Raw genomic sequence first — 21,963 nt, 5'->3', positions numbered from 1 at the left:
CGTTCTACTGTCTATGCGTTGTTTGACTGGTCGAACCAGTTTTTTAATCGCTATTTTTTTTATAAACGTTTAAAGGTCATAAAAAACAGATGGTTAAGTTCTTGAGGGGACGTGTCTGATTTTGGCGATGGAACTGGTCGTACCAGTTGGAGGTTTGATGGAAAGGGTGGAAACAGGCCGTAACCCGCAAGTAGCCGACGTGGTGTGCGAGCGGATAGAGCGGCTGATCGTGGATGGCGTGCTCAAGACCGGGCAACTGCTGCCTTCAGAGCGCCGGCTGACCGAAAAACTCGGCGTGTCGCGCACCGCACTTCGCGAAGGGCTGAAACTGCTGCGTGCCCGGGGAATTATCAAGACGGAGCAGGGCAAGGGCTCCTTCGTTGCCGATCTTTCGGGGCATGGTGGCGCGTCACCGCTGATGCATTTGTTCAGCTCGCAGCCACGCACGCTCTACGATTTATTCGAGGTCCGTAGCCTGCTCGAGGGCGAGTCCGCGCGCCTGGCAGCCTTGCGTGGCACGGAAGCCGATTTTGTCCTGATCACCCGCGCCTATGAGGCGTTGCTCGATGCCCATAGCCGTTCGCTGGATGCCTGCGCTCATGCCCGGCTCGATCATGCGTTTCACCTGGCAATCTGCGAAGCCTCGCACAACCCGGTGCTGGTGCAGACCTTGCGCTCGCTGACCGACTTGCTGCTCAACACAGTCTTTGCCTCGGTCAACAATCTCTACCACCGCGAAACGCAAAAAAAGCAGATTGACCGCCACCATGCGCGCCTCTACAACGCCGTGACCGGCCGCATGCCGGAGCAGGCGCGCAAGGCGGCCATCGCACACATCCAGAGCATCTGCGAGAACCTCAAGGAAATTGAAGGCGAGGAACAACGGCTGGTGCGGGCCACGCTGCGGCTTGAGGGGTGGGCGTAAGACCCCGCCATGGCCCGGGTGGTAAACCCGGGCATGGTGAATGGGTTACGAGGAAGAAAGCGCGGCGTTATCGATCAATGCCCGCCGACGACCATACTGCTGAACGGCGCCACATATGCCTGCAACGTCACCAACCCACCGACCAGAATCGCCAGGATGATCGAGTGGAAGAACACGTAACGCAGGATTTCCCCTTCATGCCCGTACCAGCGGGTGGCGGTGGATGCCACCACGATCGATTGGGCATCGACCATCTTGCCCATGACCCCGCCGGAGCTGTTGGCAGCGGCCATCAACACCGGGCTGATCCCCAATTGCTCGGCGGTCACCCGTTGCAAGCCGCCGAACAGGACGTTGGACGCCGTATCCGAACCGGTCAAGGCTACGCCGAGCCAGCCGAGGAGGGTGCCGAACATGGGGTAGAAGATCCCTGTCGCAGCGAAGGCCAGGCCCATCGTTGCATCGAGTCCCGAATATCGGGTGAGGAAGCCCAGGGCGAGCATCGCGACGATCGTGATCAGCGAGTAACGCACGACCCAGATCGTTCGCAGGTATTGGTGAATCAGTTGCGGGATGGAATAGCCCATCAGCAACCCGCCGAGGATCGCCGCCAGCAGGATGCCGCTACCGGTGCTGGTGAGCCAGGTGAACTTGTAGACCGCTTCCTCGGTTTTCGGCGTAGGCACCACCGGCGGGACTTTCTCGATTTGCTGGTGAATCGTGCCAAACGTCACGACCGGGGCGAAGATCGGGTTTGCTTCGCGCATCGGCTTGCCCTGTGGGTCGAGCTTGGCCGAGTTGGTGACCGGATCAATCGCCGGGCGGGTATCGAACATGTTTTTGAAGCTCTGGGTGCCCCAGGCGAAAACGAAAACCGTGAGGATGATCCACGGCATCCACGCACGCATCACCGCAGGTTTTGCATCGCTGGCAAAGGTGGCGCTGGCGACCGGTTTTTCGTCATGCTCCTCAGCTATTTTGGAGTTGTCGACGCGACCTGAGAGGGCTGCGGAGGTATGGATGGTGGCCGGCTTCCAGACCTTGAGGAAACCGGTCAGGCAGGCCATGGAAACCAGCGCGGCGATCACGTCCACTAGCATCGGGCCGTGGTAGTTGGACACCAGGAACTGCGGCACCGCGAAGCTGACACCGGCCACCAGAATCGCCGGCCAGATTTCCAGCATCTTGCGCCAGCCGGCAAAGGCCCAGATCAACCAGAACGGCACAATCACCGAGAAGAACGGTAATTGCCGGCCGACCATCATCGACAGTTCCATCTCGTCCAGCCCGGTCACCTTGGCGAGTGTAATGATCGGCGTACCCAAGGCGCCGAACGCCACGGGCGCGGTGTTGGCGATCAACGCCAGGCCAGACGCTGCCAGAGGCGAGAAGCCCAGCCCGATCAGAATCGCCCCGGTCACCGCCACGGGTGTGCCGAAACCGGCGGCCCCTTCGAAGAAGGCGCCGAAGCAGAAGGCAATCAGCAGCAATTGCAGGCGTCGATCGTCGGTGATGCGCGCCAGAGAATCTTGCAGCACTTTGAACGAGCCGTTTTCGGTCGTCAGTCGGTGCAGGAAGATGATGTTGAGCACGATCCAGCCAATGGGCAGCAAGCCGTTGGCGGCGCCGTAAAGCGCGGCCGAGCCCGCCATGTTCGCCGGCATGCCGAAGGCGAAGATCGCAATCACCAGCGCAGATGCGAGGGCCATCAATGCGGCCAGATGCGCCTTGACATGGAAAAACGCCAGGGCTGCCAGCATCACCACGACTGGCACTGCTGCCATGATGGTGGAAAGCACCGGGTTACCGAACGGATCGTAGATTTGCTGCCAGACCATGTTCCACCTCTGCTTTTTATTGTTGGGAATGCAGACCCCGAGGGGGCGGTGGCTTCTAGTATAGGTGGCATTACGCCGCTGTCCTGTTGGGCTGTCTTTCTCGTGAATGAGCGCTTTGGGCTGGCCTCGCTGGGCTAATATGGCCAATAGATTCAGGCGTTACCCGGGCGTCGACAACAAGAGGAGTGCAACAATGACTGAGCGCCATATGGTCCACAAGGAAACGCTGTCGAATGGATGCAAGATCGAGGTCAAAGCCGAAATATTGAGGGACGGCTCACTGCAGATGTTCATCGGTGTTTACCGGCCGGACGGTTCGGCGATCCTTGAGGATCACGATCCAAAACCCCATCTGTTGGACATGGAGGCCGCCCTGGATTGGGCAATCGAAAATGCGAGAGGCATCGGCAACGGCCAAAGAACGCTGTGAGGCTTCGTCGCAGCAGATAGTCGCGGGCGCAGGCCAGGACGATCATCCTGGGGAACCACCGGAACAGGATTCAGCGGCCCCAGGAAGCACCATAGAGTCGTCGGTATTCAGCGCGGACTGACAACGAATCCGCCGGAACCCGGCGGGGTGACACGTTCGAGGTCGGAGCGCAGATCAGCGATAAGGCTCGTGATTGCATAATTGCTGTTGAGTTGTGCAACCGGGATCCCGGTGACAGTGAGAACTTCCTGATTGGAGGTGCCTTGATAAAAGCGCACTGTCAGAGCGGCTGCCGGGTCGACCGTACATTTGCAGCGGGTGGGGAGGAAGCTTTGTTCAACGAGATGGCGTAGTTCGAGTGTCGATAACATGGCGACGTACCTTGACGGGAGTCAGCCAAATGACTTTTGTCAGAACGGGAGTGCAGAAACCTCAAAAAATGTAGGCGCTGGACGGGCCCCTTGAACTGAGTTGGCGGAGCCCATGGTCCAGTGTAGACCTGAGCACTCCCGAAGGATTAGACCGTTTTAGGTGTCGCGGCGGGAAATCCTGCGCGTTAATCGCGGTCCATCGCATCAGGTTTTTCTGCCGTTTTTGAGATTTCGCAGGCCTGAATAGCTATTCAAAGGCCCGCCTGCGTGGGTTTGAGCGGGTGGCGAGTGGATATCTGCGCGAAGCCGATTATGCTTCAAGAAACCTTGCAGCGATGCGAGGCCGTCAGCCTGTGTGCATGCTTCGCGCAATCCGTAATCCGACGACATCAGCCCAAGGGCCTGGGTGCGGCAAAGAGGTAGTGAGGTACTCCGGCCTATTACAAGAACGACGGAGAAGACTCATGGCCGCAATCGACAACACAACCTCGGGCAGTGCGCCCCACCACGGGATTACCAAGGAGGAGCGCAAGGTCATTTTCGCCTCTTCCCTGGGCACCGTGTTTGAATGGTACGACTTCTATCTCTATGGCTCTCTCGCCGCGATCATTGCCAAGCACTTCTTCGCCGGCGTCAATGAGACAACGTCCTTCATCTTTGCACTGCTCGCGTTTGCCGCGGGCTTCGCCGTACGCCCCTTTGGCGCCATTGTGTTCGGCCGACTGGGCGACATGATCGGGCGAAAGCACACCTTCCTCATCACCATTGTCATCATGGGTATCTCGACGGCCATAGTGGGCTTTCTGCCCGGCTACGCGACCATCGGGGTGGCAGCGCCGATCATCCTGATCACCCTGCGCCTGTTGCAAGGCCTGGCGCTGGGCGGTGAGTACGGCGGGGCGGCGACCTACGTGGCCGAGCACGCGCCCAAAGGCAAACGCGGTTACTTCACCTCGTGGATCCAGACCACCGCGACCCTCGGTCTATTCCTTTCGTTGCTGGTGATCCTCGCTTGCCGCACCATCCTCGGCACCGAAGCCTTTGAGGCCTGGGGCTGGCGGATACCGTTCCTGCTGTCGATCCTGCTGCTGATCGTCTCGGTGTACATCCGCCTGCAACTCAGCGAGTCGCCGGTGTTCCTGAAAATGAAAGCTGAAGGCAAGTCCTCCAAGGCGCCGCTGACCGAATCCTTCGCCCGTTGGGACAACCTGAAGATAGTGATTATGGCGTTGCTCGGCGGGACTGCCGGCCAAGCGGTGGTTTGGTACACCGGGCAGTTCTATGCGCTGTTCTTCCTGCTGCAAACACTCAAGATCGAACCGCAGACCGCCAACCTGTTGATTGCCGGCTCCCTGCTGATCGGCACGCCGTTCTTCGTCATATTCGGCAGCCTGTCCGACCGCATCGGCCGCAAAGGGATCATCATGGCCGGCTGCATCCTCGCGGCGTTGACCTACTTCCCGATCTTCCATGCGTTGACCCAATACGGTAACCCCGATGTGTTCATCGCGCAGGAGAAAAACCCGGTCACGGTGATCGCCGATCCCAATCAGTGCTCGTTCCAGTTCGACCCGGTGGGCAAGGCCAAATTCACCAGCTCCTGTGACCTCGCCAAGACTGTGCTGGCGAAGAGGGCCATACCCTACAAAAACGAGAAGGCCGAGCCCGGTACGGTCGCGCAGGTGCGCATCGGCGACAAGGTGATCGCGAGCTTCGAAGGCACCGGCATGCCGGCCGCCGACTTCAAGACCCGCAACGACGCCTTCACCGCCACCCTCGGCACCGCGCTCAAGGACGCTGGCTACCCCGAGAAGGCCGACCCGGCCAAGACCAACTACCCGATGGTGCTGCTGCTCCTGACCATCCTGGTGATCTACGTGACCATGGTCTACGGCCCGATCGCCGCCTGGCTGGTGGAACTGTTCCCGGCGCGCATCCGCTACACCTCGATGTCGCTGCCGTACCACATCGGCAATGGCTGGTTCGGCGGTTTTCTGCCCACGGTGGCATTCGCCATGGTCGCGGCCACGGGTGATATCTACTATGGGCTGTGGTACCCCATCGTCATCGCGGTGATGACGGCGATTCTTGGCACCTTCTTCCTGCCGGAAACCAAGGACCGGGACATTCATCACACATAAGGTGGGCACTTGCCCTCTCCCGTGAAGGAGAGGGCAAGCACCGAGGCGCCACGCTCATTGGCGAAGCGGGCCCCTATACTCAAGTGCGCGCGAGCAGCAATCGCCCTGAAGAGGACGACGACCGTCATGAAGAAGGAAAACACCGGTTCCAAAGATGAAGGGGCGGCAAGCTCTGCCTCTGAGTTGATAGACGCGAGAATCAAGGAGCTGAATGATTGGCGGGGCGAAACGCTCGGTCGGGTCCGCATGCTCATCAGGCAGGCCGACCCCGACGTGGTCGAGGAGTGGAAGTGGAGAGGGGTGCCGGTGTGGTCGCACGCCGGAATCATCTGTACCGGTGAGACCTACAAGAGTGTCGTGAAGATGACGTTCGCCAAGGGCGCCTCGCTGGAGGACCCTTCGGGTCTTTTCAACTCCAGCCTGGAAGGCAATATCCGACGTGCGATTGATGTTCATGAGGGCGACAGCATTGATGAAAAAGCATTGAAGGCGCTCATTCACGCGGCCGTGGCTCTCAACACGGCTGCTTGCAGTTAACGGTCGTTGGCCACCGCCGTGCTATTGCGCAACGTCAACTCAAACGGCAACACCACATGACGCTGTGCAATCGGTTTTTTCTCAATCAGGGCAATCAACATCTCGACAGCTTTCTGGCCAAAAGCTTCGGCGGGTTGGGCGATAGTGGTCAGCGGCGGGTCGCAATACGCCGCGAAGGGGATGTCGTCGAAACCTACCAGTGAAATATCTTCGGGTACGCGCAAGCCCTGTTGCTTGATTCGTTTCAATGCGCCGATGGCCATTTCATCGTTTTCGCAAAACAGCGCGGTGGGACGGTCGGGCAGCTCCAGCATCGCTGCCGCACCGTCGAGACCTGCCTTCAAACTGAAGTCACCGTGGCAGATCAATGCGGGGTCGGACGCGATGCCGGTCTGGCGCAATGCATCCTGATAACCGGCCACGCGATCGCGGGTCAGCGGGCTGCTTTTCGGGCCTTTGATCAGGCCGATCCGGCGGTGGCCCAGTTCGATCAGATGCTCGGTCATGGCCTTGGCTGCCGCGCGGTTATCGAGGCTGATGGTGGGATGGCGGCCGCCTTGAATCACCTCGCAGGCATTGACGATGGGCGGTATTTCGGCGCTGGGGAAGGGCGCTTCGAAAGGGTCGTAGGCGCGCAACTGGATCACGCCATCGGCCTGATGCGCGTACACCAATTCGGCGAATTCCCGTTCGATTTCCTCGCGACCCTGGGTGTCGCACAGCAGAAGCCGGTACCCGGCCGCCTGGGCCGCCTGTTGGGCGCCGCTGATGACCCGTGCGAAAAATGTGTTGGCGATGGCCGGCACCAGAATCACCAGGTTGCCGGTTTTGCGCGAGCGAAACTGCACCGCCATCAGGTTCGGCCGGTAACCGGCCTTTTCCACGGCGGCATTGACCTTGTCCCGGGTGTCGGGGAGCACGCGCTCAGGCGACTTCAGTGTTCTGGACACCGTGGCCACCGAGACGCCGGCAAGCCGGGCTACTTCACGGATATTGGACAAGACCACCTCGTTATCGAACAGCGCGGCCGGCGAGCTTACCGCAGGTCGGCCATGCCCTGAAATGCCTGTGGATTTTAATCGGGGGTTTGACACCTCGCACAACTGGGCCTAAATTTCAGTCACGATGTAACCGGTTACATCATGGCCCTGTTTTAAGCCTGAAAACCACCTCAATCAGAGAACAGTTGCGATGAATGTTGCAGTACAAAAAATAAGAATCGGCTTTGTCGGGGGCGGCGAGGGCGCTTTTATCGCCAAGGCCCACCGTCAGGCCGCCGGGCTCGATGGTCGTTTTGAACTGGTGTGCGGCGCGTTCAGCCGAGACCCACAAAACAATCAGAACACCGGCACGGCGCTGGGCTTGCCCGCTTCGCGCTGCTACAGCGACTGGCAGCACATGATCGAGGCGGAGCGCCTGCTACCCGCAGAGCAGCGCATGGAACTGGTGGTGATCGTCACCCCTAATCACCTGCACGCGCCGGTTGCCAGCCAGGCACTGAGCGCGGGTTTTCACGTGTTCAGCGAAAAACCCGCGGCACTGAATTTATCCGAGATGCTGGCGCTGAAAGGCGTGCTCAGCCGCAGCAATCGTCTTTATGGCCTGGCCCACACGTACCTGGGTTACCCGATGGTCTGGCAAGCGCGCGAGATGGTGCGCAGCGGGGTGATCGGCGCGGTGCGCAAGGTGATTGTCGAGTATCCGCAAGGCTGGCTCAGCCAGGACGTGGCCGGACAGGGCAACAAGCAGGCTGAATGGCGAGACCGGCCCGAGCTGTCCGGATTGGGTGGTTGCATTGGTGATATCGGTACGCATGCGTTTTCCCTGGCGGAGTTCGTGGCGGATCAACCCGTCCAGCACCTGTGCGCCCTGTTGAGTACGCACATCGCTGGCCGTCAACTGGACGATGACGCCGCGATGCTGTTCAAGATGGCCGACGGCGCAAGCGGCGTGCTGATCGCCAGCCAGGTCTGCGCCGGCGAAGAAAACCCGCTGAAGATTCGCGTCTACGGTGACAAGGGCGGGTTGGAGTGGCGTCAGGAAGAACCCGCCAGCCTGATCCATCGCGCCCTCGATCAACCCATGCGCATCTTGCGTTCCGGTGTCGGCCAGCCCTGGTTGTGCGAGGCCGCCAGTCAGCGCATGCGTTTGCCCGCCGGACACCCCGAAGGCTATCTCGAGGCCATGGCCAACCTCTACGGCGATTTTGCCAACGCCATTCGCGGTGAAGTCGTGGGCAACGGTGCTCCCGGCGTACCCGGAATCGAGGTCGGGCTGCGCGGCATGGCCTTCATCGAGGCCGTGATCGCCAACCATTGCGGCGACGCCAAGTGGACCGAACTGGTCTGCACCCCATGACTCTGGAGAACCCTGCCGTGAACGAAAACGCCACAACCTCATCAGGCCCGCGTGGCCCGGGGATTTTCCTCGCGCAGTTCATGTCCGCCGAAGCGCCTTTCGATACCCTGGCCAACATTGCCCATTGGGCGGCGTCGCAAGGCTACAAAGCCATTCAACTGCCGACGCTTGGCAACCAGTTCATCGACCTGACGCGCGCCGCCGAAAGCCAACGTTACTGCGATGAATTGAACGCCGTTTGCGCACAAGCAGGCGTCGAAATCAGCGAGCTGTCGACGCATCTGCAAGGCCAACTGGTGGCGGTGCACCCGGCGTTCGACACGCTGTTCGACGACTTCGCACCGGCCCATCTGCGCGGCCAGCCTCAGGCGCGCACCGAGTGGGCCATCGATCAATTGAAGCTGGCGGCCCGCGCCAGTCAGCGCTTGGGATTGAAGGCGCACGCGACCTTCTCCGGCGCGCTGCTCTGGCCCTACATCTACCCGTGGCCGCAGAGGCCGAGTGGTTTGGTCGAGCAAGGCTTTGCAGAACTGGCCAAGCGCTGGTTGCCGATCCTCGATTGTTTCGAAGAGGCGGGCGTCGACCTGTGCTACGAGATCCACCCTGGCGAAGACCTGCACGACGGCGCTTCGTTCGAGCGTTTTCTGGAGGCTGTCGATCATCATCCTCGCGCCGCCATCCTGTATGACCCCAGTCATCTGCTGCTCCAGCAAATGGACTACCTGGGCTTCATCGATCGCTACCACGACCGCATCCGCATGTTCCACGTCAAGGACGCCGAGTTCCGGCCCGATGCGCGTTCGGGTGTCTATGGCGGCTATCAGGGGTGGGTCGAGCGGCCGGGGCGCTTCCGTTCTCTGGGCGATGGCCAGATTGATTTCAAATCGATCTTCAGCAAACTCACCCAATACGACTTCGCCGGTTGGGCGGTGCTTGAGTGGGAATGTTGCCTGAAGGATTCGGCGCAGGGCGCAGCAGAAGGGGCGGCGTTCATTGAGCAGCACATGATCACCAAGACCCAAAAGGCCTTCGACGATTTCGCCAGCGTGTCGTCCGACGAAGGCTTCAATCGACGACTGCTGGGGTTGCCCGACGCCTGAATTCAACCTTGTTTGGCCCTCTCTCCAAAAAAGAAAAACAATAAGACGGTGACTGTTATGACCACGATGACTGCGCGACTGAGCGCAATGATGTTCCTGCAGTTCTTTATCTGGGGTGGATGGTTCGTCACCCTCGGTACTTTCCTTGCCAGTAACCTGGGCGCCAGTGGCGGGCAGATCGGCATGGCGTTCTCGACACAGTCCTGGGGTGCGATCATTGCGCCCTTCGTGATCGGTTTGATCGCCGACCGTTTCTTCAATGCCGAGCGCATCCTCGCGGTGCTGCACCTGGTGGGCGCGGTGTTGCTGTATCAGCTGTATCGAGCGCCTGACTTCAGCACGTTTTATCCGTTCGTGCTGGCCTACATGATGATCTACATGCCGACCCTGGCATTGGTGAATTCCGTTGCGTTCCGGCAAATGAGCGACCCGGCCCTGGAGTTTTCCCGCATCCGCGTGTGGGGCACCATTGGCTGGATTGTCGCCGGCGTGGTGATCAGTTTTGTGTTTGCCTGGGACTCCCAGGCCGCGATTTCGTCAGGCGGGCTGCGCAATACCTTTCTGATGTCGGCGATTGCATCGCTCGTTCTGGGGCTCTACAGCTTCACCTTGCCACGCACCGCACCGCTGAAGCCTGAGGCGGGCAGCGGCGGCCTCAAGCAAATGCTCGGGCTGGACGCCCTGGGTTTGCTCAAAGACCGCAGCTATCTGGTGTTCTTCATTGCCTCCATCTTGATCTGCATTCCGCTGGCGTTTTATTACCAGAATGCCAATCCGTTTCTGGCGGAAATCGGCGTGACCAACCCTACGGCGAAAATGGCCATCGGTCAGGTCTCCGAAGTACTGTTCATGCTGCTTCTGCCGCTGTTCATTCATCGCTTCGGGATCAAAATCGCACTGTTGGTGGGGATGCTGGCGTGGGCCTTGCGCTACCTGTTGTTCGCCTACGGCAACAATGGCGATCTGGCCATCATGTTGTTTACCGGCATCGCCCTGCACGGCATCTGCTACGACTTTTTCTTCGTCTCGGGCCAGATCTACACCGACGCCAAAGCCTCGGAACGTTTCAGAAGCTCGGCCCAAGGCTTGATCACCCTGGCGACTTACGGCCTGGGCATGCTGATCGGCTTTTGGGTGGCAGGGCAGGTGACCGACCACTACGCCTCAGCGGACAGCCATGACTGGAAAAGCATCTGGTTGTTTCCCGCAGGTTTTGCTCTGGCGATTTTTTTCTGTTTTTCGCTGACGTTCAAGGGGCGGCAGCCGACGGTTGTGCAATCGACTGTCTGATAACGAGAGCTGTCGGACAAGAAAACCAAGCCGCCTTCGGGCGGCTTTTTTTGCGGCTGTTTTTCTTGCAGACGGGGAAACCCCTGCTTAACTCTGAGCGTCCGGCCAGTCAGTGCCTGATCGGTCAAGGGAGCCATACGGGCACGCTTTACGCTGTGCGTTCAGTCCAATTGGTTCAGGGAAGAAAGACATGATGCCGCAAACTGCGATTATCGAGATTTGCGAGAAGTACAAGGTTTATACCGAGCACTATCTCAACACCGCCTCTGACAAGACCATCATTCTGGTCAACGGCTCGCTGGCAACCACCGCGTCCTTTTTGCCAAAACGGTGCGTTACCTGCAACCACGATTCAACGTGGTTCTCTACGATCAGCCCTACGCCGGGCAATCTAGACTGCACAACCGCCACGATCAGCCAATCCGCAAGGAAGACGAGGCGCAGATCCTGCTGGAATTGATCGAGCACTTTAGCGTGGACCATGTGCTGTCCTTTTCCTGGGGCGGGGCGGCGACTTTGCTGGCACTGGCTCAGCAGCCGAGACGAATCGAGAAGGCGGTGATCAATTCATTCTCGGCGCGGATCAGTACGCCGATGCGTGATTATCTGGAGAGCGGCCTGAACTATCTGCAGGGCTGCGATCGCCTCAATGTCGGGCGCTTGATCAACAGCACGATCGGCAAGCACCTGCCATCACTGTTCAAACGTTTTAATTACCGCCATGTCAGCAGCCTGGCCGAGCATGAATACCGGCAGATGCATTTCCACGTCAATGAGGTGCTGACCCAGGACACCCACTGCTACGTCGCCTGTGCCGATGCCATCGACATCCCGCTGCTGTTAGTCAACGGTGAATGGGATGAGTACACCTCGGTGGAAGATGCCCGGCTGTTTGCCAAACACGCCCCTCAGTGTTAGGGCTTCAATGACCGGTGGATGCACAAAGAGGTTTTCATCTACTGACCTGGACTGATCCGTGTTTTTTCGCTGTACCTGCCACTTTCGCTGCAATCGGCATGCATCTAAAGTCAATGGCGCTGATTCACGGGATCGCAGGTCATGTACCGCCGCATCGCCAGAACCCGGCTTGCCATCGCGATGGCTAGGGCAGAGGCGATCAGCACCAGCGCAACGGCAAACGTGATCCGCATACCGCCGGAAACGACTTCCGGCCGTGCCGTGGTGATGTCAGCGGCTGCTGAGGCGAGCGCGAACACCGCCCCCATCGCGGATGCCCCGGTGATGAGCCCGAGGTTTCGCGACAAGTTGAGCATGCCGGAGATCACACCTCGCTGATCGGGCACGACGTTTGCCATGACCGCCGTGTTGTTGGCCGTCTGGAACAAGGCGTAGCCAAGGGTGATGACGACCATCGGGGCGATATAGCCACCGATGCCGGACGTCAGCGGCAACAGCGAAAGCATGAGGCAACCGGTCGCCATTGCGATGAGCCCAGCGAGGGTTATGCGTTGCGCGCCAAATCGGTCGGCGATGCGCCCGGCAGGCACACCTGTCAGCGCCGCGACAAACGGCCCGACCGACAACACCAGCCCGACCCTGACGGCATCAAATCCCAGCGCCTGTGAGAGATAGAACGGCCCGACCACGAGTGTCGCCATCATCACGGTCGCGACGAGCGTACTCATGGCGAGGCTGGCGCTCAGCATTGGGTCGCGAAACATCGCCAGCCGAATCAGCGGTGAGGCGACCTTCGCCTCGGTCACCAAGAACACGCCCAGACCCAGGAAAGCGGCCATCAGCAGGGCGATGTTGAGTAACCCGAAACTGCCTCGCCCAATGGTCATGGCGAGCGCATACGCCGCAAGCGTCAGCGCCAGCAGCAACGTACCCAGCGGGTCGAAACCGGTTCGCCCAGGTTTGGGTTTCTGCCGATCAGCAGGCAGGTAGCGATGGGCGAGCAGCAACGTCAACAGACCCAATGGAGCAGTGATCAGGAAGATCGCCTGCCAGCCGAACCCCGCGATCAGCATGCCGCCAAGCGACGGCCCCATCGCGGTGCCGATCGCCGACATCGTGCCCAGCAAACCCATGGCGCTACCGGTTTTTGCCTTTGCGACGGTCTCGCCGACAAAAGCCATGGTCAGCGCCATCATGATTGCCGCACCGAGACCCTGCAGCGCCCGGGCGGCAATCAGCAGCGGGAGGGAGGGGGCGAAGCCGCACAGGGCCGAAGCCAGTGTGAACACGCCGATACCGATCAATAGCAACTGCCGCCGGCCGGTGATGTCACCGAGCCGGCCGACGCTGACGATCAGTGTGGTGATGGCCAGCAGATACGCGAGTACCACCCATTGCACGTGCTGGAAAGAGGCGTCGAAAACCTGGGCAAACGTCGGCAAGCCCACATTGGCGATGCTGGTACCGAGCGAGGACAGCAGCATTGAGAATGAAAGGCTGGCCATCGCCCACCGAACGGAAGTTGTGGGTTGCGCACGCTCTGCTACTGCGATAGTTGGCTTCATCCTGTCTCTCTGTTTCTGGCAACTCGCGAAGTGGAGCTGTCAGAAATCTACGCCCGCGCCTAACATGGCGGAAGACGCACCATTTGCAGTTTATTCGTGCGTTGAACGCCATATCACTTTTGCGCGGAGCGATGCATGTCTACTCCCGATCTGAACTTGCTGATCACCCTCGATGTGCTGCTCGCCGAAGGCAGCGTGGCGCGCGCCGCCAAACGCTTGCGGCTAAGTCCGTCGGCGATGAGTCGGGCGTTGGCACGGTTGCGTGAAACGACTGGCGATCCGCTGCTGGTCAGGGCGGGGCGAGGGTTGGTTGCAACCCCGCGAGCGCTCGAACTGCGCGAGCGGGTCAGTCAACTGGTGCAGGATGCCGAAGCAGTTCTACGCCCGGCCGAACAGCCCGACCTCAAACAACTGGTCCGCACATTCACGCTGCGCACCAGTGAAGGTTTTGTGGAGAACTTCGGCGCGGACCTGATTGCGCGCATCGCCGAACAAGCCCCAGGTGTGCGTCTGCGCTTCCTGCACAAACCGGATAAGGACAGCACCTCACTTCGCGACGGAACTGTCGATCTGGAAACCGGTGTGGTGGGCAAGGCTGCTGGCCCGGAGCTGCGCACCCAGGGCTTGTTTCGGGACCGTTTCATCGGTGTTGTGCGAATCGGCCACCCATTGAGTGAAGGGGAGATTACGTCCGCCCGTTATGCGGCGGGAGCTCACGTCAGCGTGTCCCGGCGGGGGCTCGACAAAGGGCCCGTTGATGAAGCCCTGGAACCGCTTGAGCTGACGCGGCAGATAGTGATCATCGTCGCCGGTTTCTCGACGGCTTTAGCGCTCGCTCGGGCGACCGATCTGATTGCCACTGTTCCTGAACGGCACACCGCAAACCTGCGCACCGGAATGCACAGTTTTGCGCTTCCGTTGTCTTTGCCGGCGTTCACTGTCGCCATGCTTTGGCATCCGCGGCAGGATGCCGATCCCGTGCATCGCTGGTTGCGTGGGTGCCTTCGGGAAGTGTGCGCGCAGGACCAAACCTGATCAAAACGTGAACCGACGCGCCGACCGTGACGGGGCCTGCGCCATCTCAGTCTCCAGCAAATGTTCGACCAGCACATCGTTCAAAAACCGAAACTGATCGTTCAGTCCAACGACTTCGTTGTTGAAGTGGTTTGCTGCGGCCGGCATCAGCAACGCCTCGAAGTCTTTGTCGAACACCAGTTCGAGCGTTTTGCGGGAAACGAATGACTGGGAATAGTAGTTAGTGCCGAACACCGGAAAGCTCACGGCCAGGGTAACGGTGTGGATCATGACGGGCGCTCCTCGGTCAGGACGTACCAGGAAAAAATGCTCAGTGTGACGGCCGTCAGGGCCAGGCAGGTCAGGAGATGGATAATCATGATTCGCCCCTCCGTTTCGGGGTTCTGTCTTGGGTTGAGATGGATCCTGCGCCAGACGGTTTTTGAGCGGAAGGCATTCACGGCGATGGTGAATATCGACAGAAGTGATGGTCGGTCTTTCAGCGTTTTTGAGGCCCTGAGCCGCGCCACCAACATCCAGACGAACGGGCAATTACCGCCACCTATACTCAAATCAGAAGTCTTTTTAGCGCCGAACATTCCGTTCGGGAAAACTGTAGGACACCACGATCTTGAACCTGCGTTCGCTGATCGTCGCCGTGTTGGTGGTGTTGGCGGGCTGCGTCACGCCTGCGCGTGCGCCGGTGGAAGTGGCGCCGGTGGTGATTTCCCAGAGCACCTGGCAGCAGGTGGACCGGGAGATTGTCGCAGCGTCGCAATCGGCCACCGAGCAAACTAAAATCTACGCGCGCGGTGCCATGGATTACTGGCGAACACGGGTTTATCAATTGACCGAAGAGAACTTCATTCCATGGTTCAGCAGCTACTGGACCCAGGAATGGCTATCGATGAAGGTCAGCTGGTACACCCTCAGCGCCAAGGGTGAGCAGGATGCCTCGGCCAAGCGCCTGGCGGCTTATCTGCTGGAGCAATACCAACAGCGCGTGCTGGCGCCGGTTGCGGTGGAGATCGATCCCGACGCGATTCTCGGCCTCGCAACGGCGTTCTACGTGGACATTCTTCAGGAAGAACTGCAGAAAATCTCCCAGCGCCACGGCGTGCCGATGGCTCAGCTCAACGGCCGGATCCAGAAAATCCCCGCCATCGCCCTGGGACCGCCTCCCGCCAGGGACGCGTCGCTTTATCAGGTCGTGCACACCCAGCCTCTGAACACGTTGCCGGCGTATGCGGCGTTGATCGACAAGATCCACAAGGCGGGTGGCGACAGGGGCGTTGACTCGACAGACACCGCCATGGCGCCGGTGGCCAAGCGCGCCAGCCAACGAATGGAAGCCGAAATGGTCCCGCGAGGTGCGGCCAGTGCAGTGGCCGCCGCAGCGGGCAAATTGGCCGGTGGCTTGATTTCCGTGGGGGTGGCGGGGATTCGCGCGATTATCCAGGCCAATGACCGGCCTGACAGCGAGGCGCTGATTCGCAGCAGCCTGGGCAATACGTTCGACAAGGCCTGGACGAAACTGGTGCAAAACCCGACGACCGGCGTAATGGCGGGGACGCTGTACCTGGCGGCGCAGATCGAAGGCAATCTGGCCGGGAGCGCCGAAGTACCGTCGGTCAGTTCGAGCAGCGGAGCGGTCGATTGGACCCCTACCGAATCGACTACCCAGCAGATCGCCCCATAACCCAAGGAGAACGACCATGTCGTATGTAGATGGTTTTGTTATTGCCGTACCCACCGCCAATCGCGAAAAGTTCAAGCAACACGCCGAATCCGCCGCCGCCGTTTTCATCGAGCACGGTGCGCTCAGCCTTGCCGAATGCTGGGGTGACGACGTGCCTGATGGCAAGGTGACGTCGTTTCCCATGGCCGTGAAACTCAAGGACGACGAAACCGTGGTGTTTTCGTGGATCATCTGGCCCGATAAGGCCACCCGTGATACCGGGATGGAAAAGGTGATGTCCGATCCGCGGATACAACCGGACATGAACGCGATGCCATTCGATGGCCAGAGGATGATCTTCGGCGGTTTCGAAATGATCGTGAAGGCTTGATAACCCACCGCAGGATTACTCCGGCGAGGGGGTGATCCTGCAACTCTTACGATTGCGAATCTCGCTGTCCGTTGGCCGCTCTTTGACGAACTCGAAGCGTGGCTCACCTTCGTTGTAATGAACCAGCCACCCCCATTCCAGCTCGGACTCATCCTGACCGGGTTTCGGTGGCACCGCCCACCATGGCTCTTTGCTGATGATCTCGCGCATGGCCCCCTCCAGTTGTTTCGTTTGCATGAACTATAACTTGGATGTCCGGAGGTGCCACGTATGAGCGACGAATCCCATGAACCGTTGAAGCGACTGTTTTTTGCTCTGAACTGCGCCCCCGAGCAACGTCGGGCCATTGCCCAATGGCGTAGCGCACTTGAGCTCAGGAGCGGACGCCCGGTACCGGTGGAAAACTTTCATCTGACGTTGATGTTTTTGGGTGCTGTCGAGGTGGCGAAAATCGCCGATATCTGCACGGCCGCCGCTAATATTCGAACGCCGGGTGTGCCTTTGAGGGTTGCGCTTGATCGGCTGGATGTCTGGCGCAGGGCAGGGGTGTTGGTGCTCGCTCCGGAGCAGGCATCACCGGAGTTGCTTCGGTTGGTTTATGCCTTGGAGCAGGCAATGCTGCCATTTGGCTTTGAAGATTCACCCAAGGAGTTCCGCCCGCATCTGACGCTGATGCGTGATTACCGAGTGCCGGTGCCAGAGTCCGCGACGCCGCCCGAGTTCTATCTGCGAGCCGATCACTTCACCCTATTCGAATCCCATAAGGGCCGCTACCGGGCGTTGGCCGAGTGGCCGCTCGTTGCATCATAAAAAAAGGCGCCCGAGGAGGGCGCCCAAATTCACCTTAACCGAGGAAGCCAGGTGAGGCCGTTCTGCAGATAGGAGTGCAGCGGTGGTAAGGCGCTGCGTGAACGGAAATCTTCGGCACCGGTAACTGATCGTTCCCACGCGGAGCGTGGGAACGATCAGTGTCGAGTGAATTACTTACCGAGTTTTACCCGCGTCCAGCCAAGGGTCATCACCCGCTGAACGCCAATCGGCAGATCAGGAATGGCATACAGCGTCGCCATCACCTGTTGCGACGGGTAAGAACCCGGATCATTACGAATCGCTTCATCCACCAACGGCGTGGCCGCCGCGTTGGCGTTGCTGTAGCCGATGTTGTTGGTAATCTCGGCGATGATGTCCGGGCGCATCAGGAAGTTCATGAACAGGTAGGCGTTCTCGACATTGGCAGCGTCACGTGGAATGGCGACCATGTCGTAGAAGCTGCCGGCGCCTTCTTTCGGAATGCTGTAGTCGATCTTCACGGTGTCGCCGGCTTCCTTGGCGCGAGCCTTGGCTTGCAGTACGTCGCCGGAGTAACCGACCGCCACGCAGATGTTGCCGTTGGCCAGATCCGAGATGTACTTCGACGAATGGAAATACGCCACCGAAGGGCGAATCTTCATGAACAACGCTTCCGCTTCAGCGATCTGCGTTTTGTCCTGAGAATTCACCGGGTAGCCCAGATAGTGCAGGGCAGCCGGCAGCATTTCTGTCGGTGAATCAAGAAAACTGATACCGCACGCTTTCAGTTTTTCAGCATTTTCCGGTTTGAACAGCAGATCCCAGGAATTCGTCGGCGCGTTGGCACCCAGCACTTCCTTGACCTTGTCCGGATTGAAACCGATGCCGATGGAGCCCCACATGTAGGGGAAGGCGTGACCGTTGTCCGGGTCGCTGGCGGAAGCGTTTTTCAGCAGGACCGGGTTGAGGTTTTTCCAGTTCGGCAGCTTCGACTTATCCAGTTCCTGATAGACACCAGCCTTGATCTGCTTGGCCAGGAAACTGTTGGACGGCACGACGATGTCGTAGCCGGATTTGCCCGCGAGCAGGCGTGCCTCAAGGGTTTCATTGCTGTCGAACACATCGTAGGTCACGCGAATGCCGGTCTCGTCTTCGAACTTCTTGACGGTGTCCGGCGCTATGTAATCCGACCAGTTGTAGACACGCAGTACCTTGTCATTGGCCTGGGCGCCGGTGGCGATCGCGCCCAATAAGGACAGTGTCAGCAGAGTCCTGCCAAACATTTTCATCGGTACAACTCCAATTCTTTTTTATAGAACATAAAACCTGTGGCGAGGGAGCTTGCTCCCGCTTGAGTGCGCAGCACTCACAAAGTTGTTGGGGCCGCTTCGCAGCCCAGCGGGAGCAAGCTCCCTCGCCACAGTTAACTCAACAGCCTAGGCCGTCGCTTCTACCATTTGCTTTTTAGGTTGCTGCCACGATTCACTGGCGGTCTGGTCCATCGCTTCCTGAATCGCACGTTTGCGCGTGGCTTCGGCACGGCGGCTGAAGTACCAGACCATGAAGGTCACAATCGATACCGCCAACAGAATCAGGCTGGCCACAGCGTTGATCTCAGGCTTCACACCCAGACGCACCGCCGAGAACACTTCCATCGGCAGGGTCGTTGAGCCCGGACCCGATACGAAGCTCGCCAGCACCAGATCATCCAGCGACAGGGCAAACGACATCATGCCGCCAGCCGCCAATGACGGCGCGATCATCGGAATGGTGATCAGGAAAAACACCTTGAACGGCTTCGCCCCGAGGTCCATGGCCGCCTCTTCGATGGACAGGTCCAGCTCACGCAAGCGCGCCGAAACCACCACCGCCACATAAGCCGCACAGAATGTGGTGTGGGCGATCCAGATGGTGACGATGCCACGCTCCATCGGCCAGCCAATCATCTGCGCCATCGCCACGAACAGCAGCAACAGCGACAGACCGGTGATCACTTCCGGCATCACCAGCGGCGCCGTCACCAAACCACCGAACAACGTGCGGCCCTTGAAGCGTGTGACGCGCGTCAGCACAAACGCCGCCAACGTCCCCAGCGCCACCGCGGCAATCGCGGTGTAGCAGGCGATTTCCAGCGAGCGCACCACCGAGCCCATCAGTTGCGAGTTATCGAGCAGGCCGGCGTACCACTTGAACGACCAGCCGCCCCACACGGTCACCAGTTTCGAGGCGTTGAACGAGTAGATCACCAGAATCAACATCGGCAGGTAGATAAACGACAGGCCGAAAATCAGCATGAACTTTGAAAATCCGAAGCGTTTCATCCCCGTGCCTCCATCTCTTTGGCCTGGCTGCGGTTGAACAGCAGAATCGGCACAATCAGAATCAACAGCATCACCACCGCCAGGGCAGACGCCACCGGCCAGTCGCGGTTATTGAAGAACTCTTGCCACAACACGCGACCGATCATCAGGGTCTCCGGGCCGCCCAACAATTCCGGAATCACGAACTCACCGACCACTGGAATGAACACCAGCATGCAACCGGCGATGATCCCGTTCTTGGCCAGCGGCACGGTGATTTTCCAGAAGTTGTTGAAGTTGCTCGAACCCAGGTCAGACGCGGCTTCCAGCAGGCTGTCGTCATGCTTGACCAGGTTGGCGTACAACGGCAACACCATGAACGGCAAGTAGGCGTAAACCACGCCGATATACACGGCCGTGTTGGTGTTGAGGATCTCGATTGGGTGATCAGTCAGCCCGGTCCACATCAAAAATCCGTTGAGCAGACCGTTGTTGCTGAGGATGCCCATCCACGCATAGACGCGGATCAGGATCGCGGTCCAGGTCGGCATCATGATCAACAACAGCAGAACGTTTTGCGTTTCCTTGTTCGCTTTGGTGATTGCATAGGCCATCGGGAAACCGATCACCAGACACATCAGCGTGCTTAAAAACGCGACCTTCAACGAGCCGAAATACGCCGAGATGTACAGCTCATCCTGAGTCAGCAGCGTGTAGTTGCCGAGGTTCAGCAGCAGCTGGAATTTCTGCTCGGCGAAGGTGTAGATCTCTGAGTAAGGAGGAATGGCCAGGGCCGCTTCCGAGAAGCTGATCTTCATCACCAGGAAGAACGGCAGCATGAAGAACAGGAACAGCCACAGGAAAGGAATCCCGATGACGAGCTTTCGACCACTCGGCATCAGCCGTATAAACCGCTGATTGAGTGTTTTCATGAGCGCAGTACCACGCCGCTGTCATCTTCCCACCACACGTAGACCTTGTCGTCCCAGGTCGGTCTTGCGCCACGGCGTTCGGCGTTGGCCATGAACGACTGCACGACTTTGCCGCCAGGCAATTCCACGTAAAACACCGAGTGGCCGCCGAGATAGGCGATGTCATGCACCTTGCCGCTGGACCAGTTGTAGCGGGTCTCGGGTTGGGTGGTGCTGACCAGCAGTTTTTCCGGGCGGATGGCGTAGGTGATCGACTTGTCCTGCACCGAAGTGCTGACGCCGTGACCGACGTAAATCTTCTGCTCCAGGTCCGGGCTGTGAATGATCGCGTGACCTTCAAGGTCCTCGACCACGGTGCCGTCGAAGGCGTTCACGTTGCCGATGAATTCGCAAACCATGCGGCTGACCGGCGCTTCATAGATGTCCACCGGGCTGCCGATCTGTGCGATCCAGCCGAGGTGCATGATGGCGATGCGTTGGGCCATGGTCATGGCCTCTTCCTGATCGTGGGTCACCATCACACAAGTCACGCCGACCCGTTCGATGATCTCGACCAACTCCAGTTGCATCTGCGAGCGCAGCTTTTTATCCAGCGCGCCCATCGGTTCGTCGAGCAGCAACAGCTTCGGACGCTTGGCCAGGGAGCGAGCCAGGGCCACACGTTGACGCTGACCGCCAGACAGTTGATGCGGTTTGCGTTTGGCGTATTGGGTCATGTGCACCAGTCGCAGCATCTCTTCAACGCGGGCGTCGATTTCGCTGGTGGACAGACGATCCTGCTTCAGCCCGAACGCAATGTTCTGCGCCACCGTCATGTGCGGGAACAGCGCGTAGGACTGGAACATCATGTTGATCGGCCGTTCGTACGGCGGCATGTCGGTGATGTCGACACCGTCGAGCAAAATCCGCCCTTCGGTCGGGCGCTCGAAACCGGCGAGCATGCGCAGCAGGGTCGATTTGCCGGAGCCGGAACCGCCGAGCAGGGCGAAGATTTCCCCTTGATGGATCTCAAGCGAGACATCGTCCACCGCAGTGGTTTCGTCGAATTTCTTGGTGACGCGATCGACTTTCACCAGCACCTTATTCGGTGACTGGTGACCTTCAAGAGCCTTCCTGTAGATGCTGGAGGCATTTGCCATGTGAAACTCCCAACAGGTTTCAGTCGTCGGGCCAACGCGGCCTGACTTAATAGTTGATTGCAAGCCCGAGCCGTACGGTGTCAGTGAATTCTGCGGCGATCCCCTGTGGGAGCGAGCCTGCTCGCGAAAACGGTGGATCAGTCAACATTGATGTCGCATGACACATTGCATTCGCGAGCAGGCTCGCTCCCACAGTGGGATTTGCGCTTACTTCACTGGCATCGCCCGGCTTGGGCTTATTCGGCAC

At 59.3% G+C, this 21,963-nt stretch carries 22 protein-coding genes and 1 pseudogene; 12 read left to right on the top strand and 11 right to left on the bottom strand.

Annotated elements, in window-relative coordinates; translation table 11 throughout:
* Positions 1 to 157: 157 nt before the first annotated feature.
* Positions 158 to 925 carry a transcriptional regulator GlcC gene (glcC, locus tag FQ185_RS01860; RefSeq protein WP_149416145.1) on the top strand — a complete coding sequence of 256 codons (768 nt, stop codon included), beginning with the start codon at positions 158 to 160 and terminating at the stop codon, positions 923 to 925.
* A 74-nt stretch (positions 926 to 999) separates the two neighbouring features.
* On the opposite strand, the gene FQ185_RS01855 is transcribed toward glcC, so the two are convergent.
* Entirely contained in the window at positions 1,000 to 2,763 is a 1,764-nt protein-coding gene (locus FQ185_RS01855) for an L-lactate permease (RefSeq protein WP_149415967.1), read from the bottom strand.
* A 193-nt stretch (positions 2,764 to 2,956) separates the two neighbouring features.
* On the opposite strand from FQ185_RS01855, the gene FQ185_RS01850 reads away from it, so the two are divergent.
* Positions 2,957 to 3,193 (top strand): hypothetical protein, encoded by a 237-nt coding sequence (locus tag FQ185_RS01850; protein ID WP_149415966.1) that lies wholly within the window; start codon positions 2,957 to 2,959, stop codon positions 3,191 to 3,193.
* 107 nt (positions 3,194 to 3,300) lie between these two features.
* On the opposite strand, the gene FQ185_RS01845 is transcribed toward FQ185_RS01850, so the two are convergent.
* Positions 3,301 to 3,564 carry a DUF1652 domain-containing protein gene (locus FQ185_RS01845; RefSeq protein WP_149415965.1) on the bottom strand — a complete coding sequence of 88 codons (264 nt, stop codon included), beginning with the start codon at positions 3,562 to 3,564 and terminating at the stop codon, positions 3,301 to 3,303.
* A 464-nt stretch (positions 3,565 to 4,028) separates the two neighbouring features.
* On the opposite strand from FQ185_RS01845, the gene FQ185_RS01840 reads away from it, so the two are divergent.
* Entirely contained in the window at positions 4,029 to 5,705 is a 1,677-nt protein-coding gene (locus tag FQ185_RS01840; RefSeq protein WP_149415964.1) for an MFS transporter, read from the top strand.
* A gap of 126 nt (positions 5,706 to 5,831) precedes the next feature.
* On the top strand, positions 5,832 to 6,242 hold the full coding sequence (locus tag FQ185_RS01835; RefSeq protein WP_149415963.1) for a DUF1801 domain-containing protein: 411 nt from the start codon (positions 5,832 to 5,834) through the stop codon (positions 6,240 to 6,242).
* On the opposite strand, the gene FQ185_RS01830 is transcribed toward FQ185_RS01835, so the two are convergent.
* Entirely contained in the window at positions 6,239 to 7,243 is a 1,005-nt protein-coding gene (locus tag FQ185_RS01830) for a LacI family DNA-binding transcriptional regulator (protein ID WP_149415962.1), read from the bottom strand. The two genes, FQ185_RS01835 and FQ185_RS01830, sit on opposite strands and share 4 nt — an antisense overlap.
* A 190-nt stretch (positions 7,244 to 7,433) precedes the next feature.
* Here FQ185_RS01830 and FQ185_RS01825 point away from each other — a divergent pair, with 190 nt between their 5' ends.
* From FQ185_RS01825 to FQ185_RS01810, 4 genes and pseudogenes are all read left to right on the top strand, one after another.
* Positions 7,434 to 8,600 carry a Gfo/Idh/MocA family protein gene (locus FQ185_RS01825; RefSeq protein WP_149415961.1) on the top strand — a complete coding sequence of 389 codons (1,167 nt, stop codon included), beginning with the start codon at positions 7,434 to 7,436 and terminating at the stop codon, positions 8,598 to 8,600.
* Positions 8,597 to 9,700, top strand: coding sequence for a sugar phosphate isomerase/epimerase (locus FQ185_RS01820; RefSeq protein ID WP_149415960.1), 1,104 nt, complete (start codon positions 8,597 to 8,599; stop codon positions 9,698 to 9,700). The genes FQ185_RS01825 and FQ185_RS01820 overlap by 4 nt, the downstream gene beginning before the upstream one ends.
* 57 nt (positions 9,701 to 9,757) lie before the next feature.
* The gene (locus tag FQ185_RS01815; protein WP_149415959.1) at positions 9,758 to 10,990 is read left to right on the top strand and encodes a nucleoside permease; all 1,233 of its coding nucleotides are present in this window, start codon (positions 9,758 to 9,760) and stop codon (positions 10,988 to 10,990) included.
* A 190-nt stretch (positions 10,991 to 11,180) separates the two neighbouring features.
* A pseudogene (locus FQ185_RS01810) lies at positions 11,181 to 11,893 on the top strand (alpha/beta fold hydrolase); the annotation flags it as partial.
* Positions 11,894 to 12,018: 125 nt separating this feature from the next.
* On the opposite strand, the gene FQ185_RS01805 reads toward FQ185_RS01810, so the two are convergent.
* Positions 12,019 to 13,473, bottom strand: coding sequence for an MFS transporter (locus FQ185_RS01805; protein WP_149415958.1), 1,455 nt, complete (start codon positions 13,471 to 13,473; stop codon positions 12,019 to 12,021).
* A 135-nt stretch (positions 13,474 to 13,608) separates the two neighbouring features.
* Here FQ185_RS01805 and FQ185_RS01800 point away from each other — a divergent pair, with 135 nt between their 5' ends.
* On the top strand, positions 13,609 to 14,508 hold the full coding sequence (locus FQ185_RS01800; protein WP_149415957.1) for a LysR family transcriptional regulator: 900 nt from the start codon (positions 13,609 to 13,611) through the stop codon (positions 14,506 to 14,508).
* Here FQ185_RS01800 and FQ185_RS01795 read toward each other — a convergent pair whose 3' ends face one another.
* Both FQ185_RS01795 and FQ185_RS01790 read right to left on the bottom strand, forming a co-directional pair.
* Positions 14,509 to 14,778, bottom strand: coding sequence for a hypothetical protein (locus FQ185_RS01795; protein WP_149415956.1), 270 nt, complete (start codon positions 14,776 to 14,778; stop codon positions 14,509 to 14,511).
* Positions 14,775 to 15,086 (bottom strand): hypothetical protein, encoded by a 312-nt coding sequence (locus tag FQ185_RS01790; protein WP_149415955.1) that lies wholly within the window; start codon positions 15,084 to 15,086, stop codon positions 14,775 to 14,777. The genes FQ185_RS01795 and FQ185_RS01790 overlap by 4 nt, the downstream gene beginning before the upstream one ends.
* 32 nt (positions 15,087 to 15,118) lie before the next feature.
* Between FQ185_RS01790 and FQ185_RS01785 the strand changes: the two genes are divergently transcribed.
* Both FQ185_RS01785 and FQ185_RS01780 read left to right on the top strand, forming a co-directional pair.
* The gene (locus tag FQ185_RS01785; RefSeq protein WP_149415954.1) at positions 15,119 to 16,186 is read left to right on the top strand and encodes a hypothetical protein; all 1,068 of its coding nucleotides are present in this window, start codon (positions 15,119 to 15,121) and stop codon (positions 16,184 to 16,186) included.
* A 16-nt stretch (positions 16,187 to 16,202) separates the two neighbouring features.
* Positions 16,203 to 16,556: a DUF1428 domain-containing protein gene (locus FQ185_RS01780; protein WP_149415953.1), complete on the top strand. Its 354-nt coding sequence runs from the start codon at positions 16,203 to 16,205 to the stop codon at positions 16,554 to 16,556.
* A 15-nt stretch (positions 16,557 to 16,571) separates the two neighbouring features.
* Here FQ185_RS01780 and FQ185_RS01775 read toward each other — a convergent pair whose 3' ends face one another.
* Entirely contained in the window at positions 16,572 to 16,766 is a 195-nt protein-coding gene (locus tag FQ185_RS01775; protein WP_149415952.1) for a hypothetical protein, read from the bottom strand.
* Between the two features lie 60 nt (positions 16,767 to 16,826).
* Here FQ185_RS01775 and thpR point away from each other — a divergent pair, with 60 nt between their 5' ends.
* Positions 16,827 to 17,366 carry an RNA 2',3'-cyclic phosphodiesterase gene (gene thpR, locus FQ185_RS01770; RefSeq protein ID WP_149415951.1) on the top strand — a complete coding sequence of 180 codons (540 nt, stop codon included), beginning with the start codon at positions 16,827 to 16,829 and terminating at the stop codon, positions 17,364 to 17,366.
* Positions 17,367 to 17,536: 170 nt separating this feature from the next.
* On the opposite strand, the gene FQ185_RS01765 is transcribed toward thpR, so the two are convergent.
* The 4 genes from FQ185_RS01765 to potA form a co-directional block, all read right to left on the bottom strand.
* Positions 17,537 to 18,634: a polyamine ABC transporter substrate-binding protein gene (locus FQ185_RS01765; protein WP_149415950.1), complete on the bottom strand. Its 1,098-nt coding sequence runs from the start codon at positions 18,632 to 18,634 to the stop codon at positions 17,537 to 17,539.
* Between the two features lie 147 nt (positions 18,635 to 18,781).
* Positions 18,782 to 19,666, bottom strand: coding sequence for an ABC transporter permease subunit (locus FQ185_RS01760; protein ID WP_149415949.1), 885 nt, complete (start codon positions 19,664 to 19,666; stop codon positions 18,782 to 18,784).
* Complete coding sequence (locus FQ185_RS01755; protein WP_178113486.1) at positions 19,663 to 20,544, bottom strand: ABC transporter permease subunit; 882 nt, start codon at positions 20,542 to 20,544, stop codon at positions 19,663 to 19,665. The genes FQ185_RS01760 and FQ185_RS01755 overlap by 4 nt, the downstream gene beginning before the upstream one ends.
* 29 nt (positions 20,545 to 20,573) lie before the next feature.
* Entirely contained in the window at positions 20,574 to 21,716 is a 1,143-nt protein-coding gene (potA, locus tag FQ185_RS01750; RefSeq protein WP_149415947.1) for a polyamine ABC transporter ATP-binding protein, read from the bottom strand.
* Positions 21,717 to 21,963 lie beyond the last annotated feature (247 nt).

Source organism: Pseudomonas sp. ANT_H12B, from assembly GCF_008369325.1.
Classification (GTDB): Bacteria; Pseudomonadota; Gammaproteobacteria; order Pseudomonadales; family Pseudomonadaceae; genus Aquipseudomonas.
Note: the sequence above shows the minus strand (reverse complement) of the source record. Positions and strands in the feature narration are given on the sequence as shown.

What these genes read in the sequence shown, in the direction of transcription:
- FQ185_RS01840 (WP_149415964.1), top strand. Translation starts at nt 4,029, where the DNA reads ATGGCCGCAATCGACAACACAACCTCGGGCAGTGCGCCCCACCACGGG.
- FQ185_RS01790 (WP_149415955.1), bottom strand. Translation starts at nt 15,086, where the DNA reads ATGTTCGGCGCTAAAAAGACTTCTGATTTGAGTATAGGTGGCGGTAAT.
- FQ185_RS01835 (WP_149415963.1), top strand. Translation starts at nt 5,832, where the DNA reads ATGAAGAAGGAAAACACCGGTTCCAAAGATGAAGGGGCGGCAAGCTCT.
- FQ185_RS01855 (WP_149415967.1), bottom strand. Translation starts at nt 2,763, where the DNA reads ATGGTCTGGCAGCAAATCTACGATCCGTTCGGTAACCCGGTGCTTTCC.
- FQ185_RS01760 (WP_149415949.1), bottom strand. Translation starts at nt 19,666, where the DNA reads ATGAAACGCTTCGGATTTTCAAAGTTCATGCTGATTTTCGGCCTGTCG.
- potA (WP_149415947.1), bottom strand. Translation starts at nt 21,716, where the DNA reads ATGGCAAATGCCTCCAGCATCTACAGGAAGGCTCTTGAAGGTCACCAG.
- FQ185_RS01800 (WP_149415957.1), top strand. Translation starts at nt 13,609, where the DNA reads ATGTCTACTCCCGATCTGAACTTGCTGATCACCCTCGATGTGCTGCTC.
- glcC (WP_149416145.1), top strand. Translation starts at nt 158, where the DNA reads ATGGAAAGGGTGGAAACAGGCCGTAACCCGCAAGTAGCCGACGTGGTG.
- FQ185_RS01845 (WP_149415965.1), bottom strand. Translation starts at nt 3,564, where the DNA reads ATGTTATCGACACTCGAACTACGCCATCTCGTTGAACAAAGCTTCCTC.
- FQ185_RS01820 (WP_149415960.1), top strand. Translation starts at nt 8,597, where the DNA reads ATGACTCTGGAGAACCCTGCCGTGAACGAAAACGCCACAACCTCATCA.
- FQ185_RS01780 (WP_149415953.1), top strand. Translation starts at nt 16,203, where the DNA reads ATGTCGTATGTAGATGGTTTTGTTATTGCCGTACCCACCGCCAATCGC.
- thpR (WP_149415951.1), top strand. Translation starts at nt 16,827, where the DNA reads ATGAGCGACGAATCCCATGAACCGTTGAAGCGACTGTTTTTTGCTCTG.
- FQ185_RS01850 (WP_149415966.1), top strand. Translation starts at nt 2,957, where the DNA reads ATGACTGAGCGCCATATGGTCCACAAGGAAACGCTGTCGAATGGATGC.
- FQ185_RS01825 (WP_149415961.1), top strand. Translation starts at nt 7,434, where the DNA reads ATGAATGTTGCAGTACAAAAAATAAGAATCGGCTTTGTCGGGGGCGGC.
- FQ185_RS01755 (WP_178113486.1), bottom strand. Translation starts at nt 20,544, where the DNA reads ATGCCGAGTGGTCGAAAGCTCGTCATCGGGATTCCTTTCCTGTGGCTG.
- FQ185_RS01775 (WP_149415952.1), bottom strand. Translation starts at nt 16,766, where the DNA reads ATGCGCGAGATCATCAGCAAAGAGCCATGGTGGGCGGTGCCACCGAAA.
- FQ185_RS01805 (WP_149415958.1), bottom strand. Translation starts at nt 13,473, where the DNA reads ATGAAGCCAACTATCGCAGTAGCAGAGCGTGCGCAACCCACAACTTCC.
- FQ185_RS01765 (WP_149415950.1), bottom strand. Translation starts at nt 18,634, where the DNA reads ATGAAAATGTTTGGCAGGACTCTGCTGACACTGTCCTTATTGGGCGCG.
- FQ185_RS01795 (WP_149415956.1), bottom strand. Translation starts at nt 14,778, where the DNA reads ATGATCCACACCGTTACCCTGGCCGTGAGCTTTCCGGTGTTCGGCACT.
- FQ185_RS01815 (WP_149415959.1), top strand. Translation starts at nt 9,758, where the DNA reads ATGACCACGATGACTGCGCGACTGAGCGCAATGATGTTCCTGCAGTTC.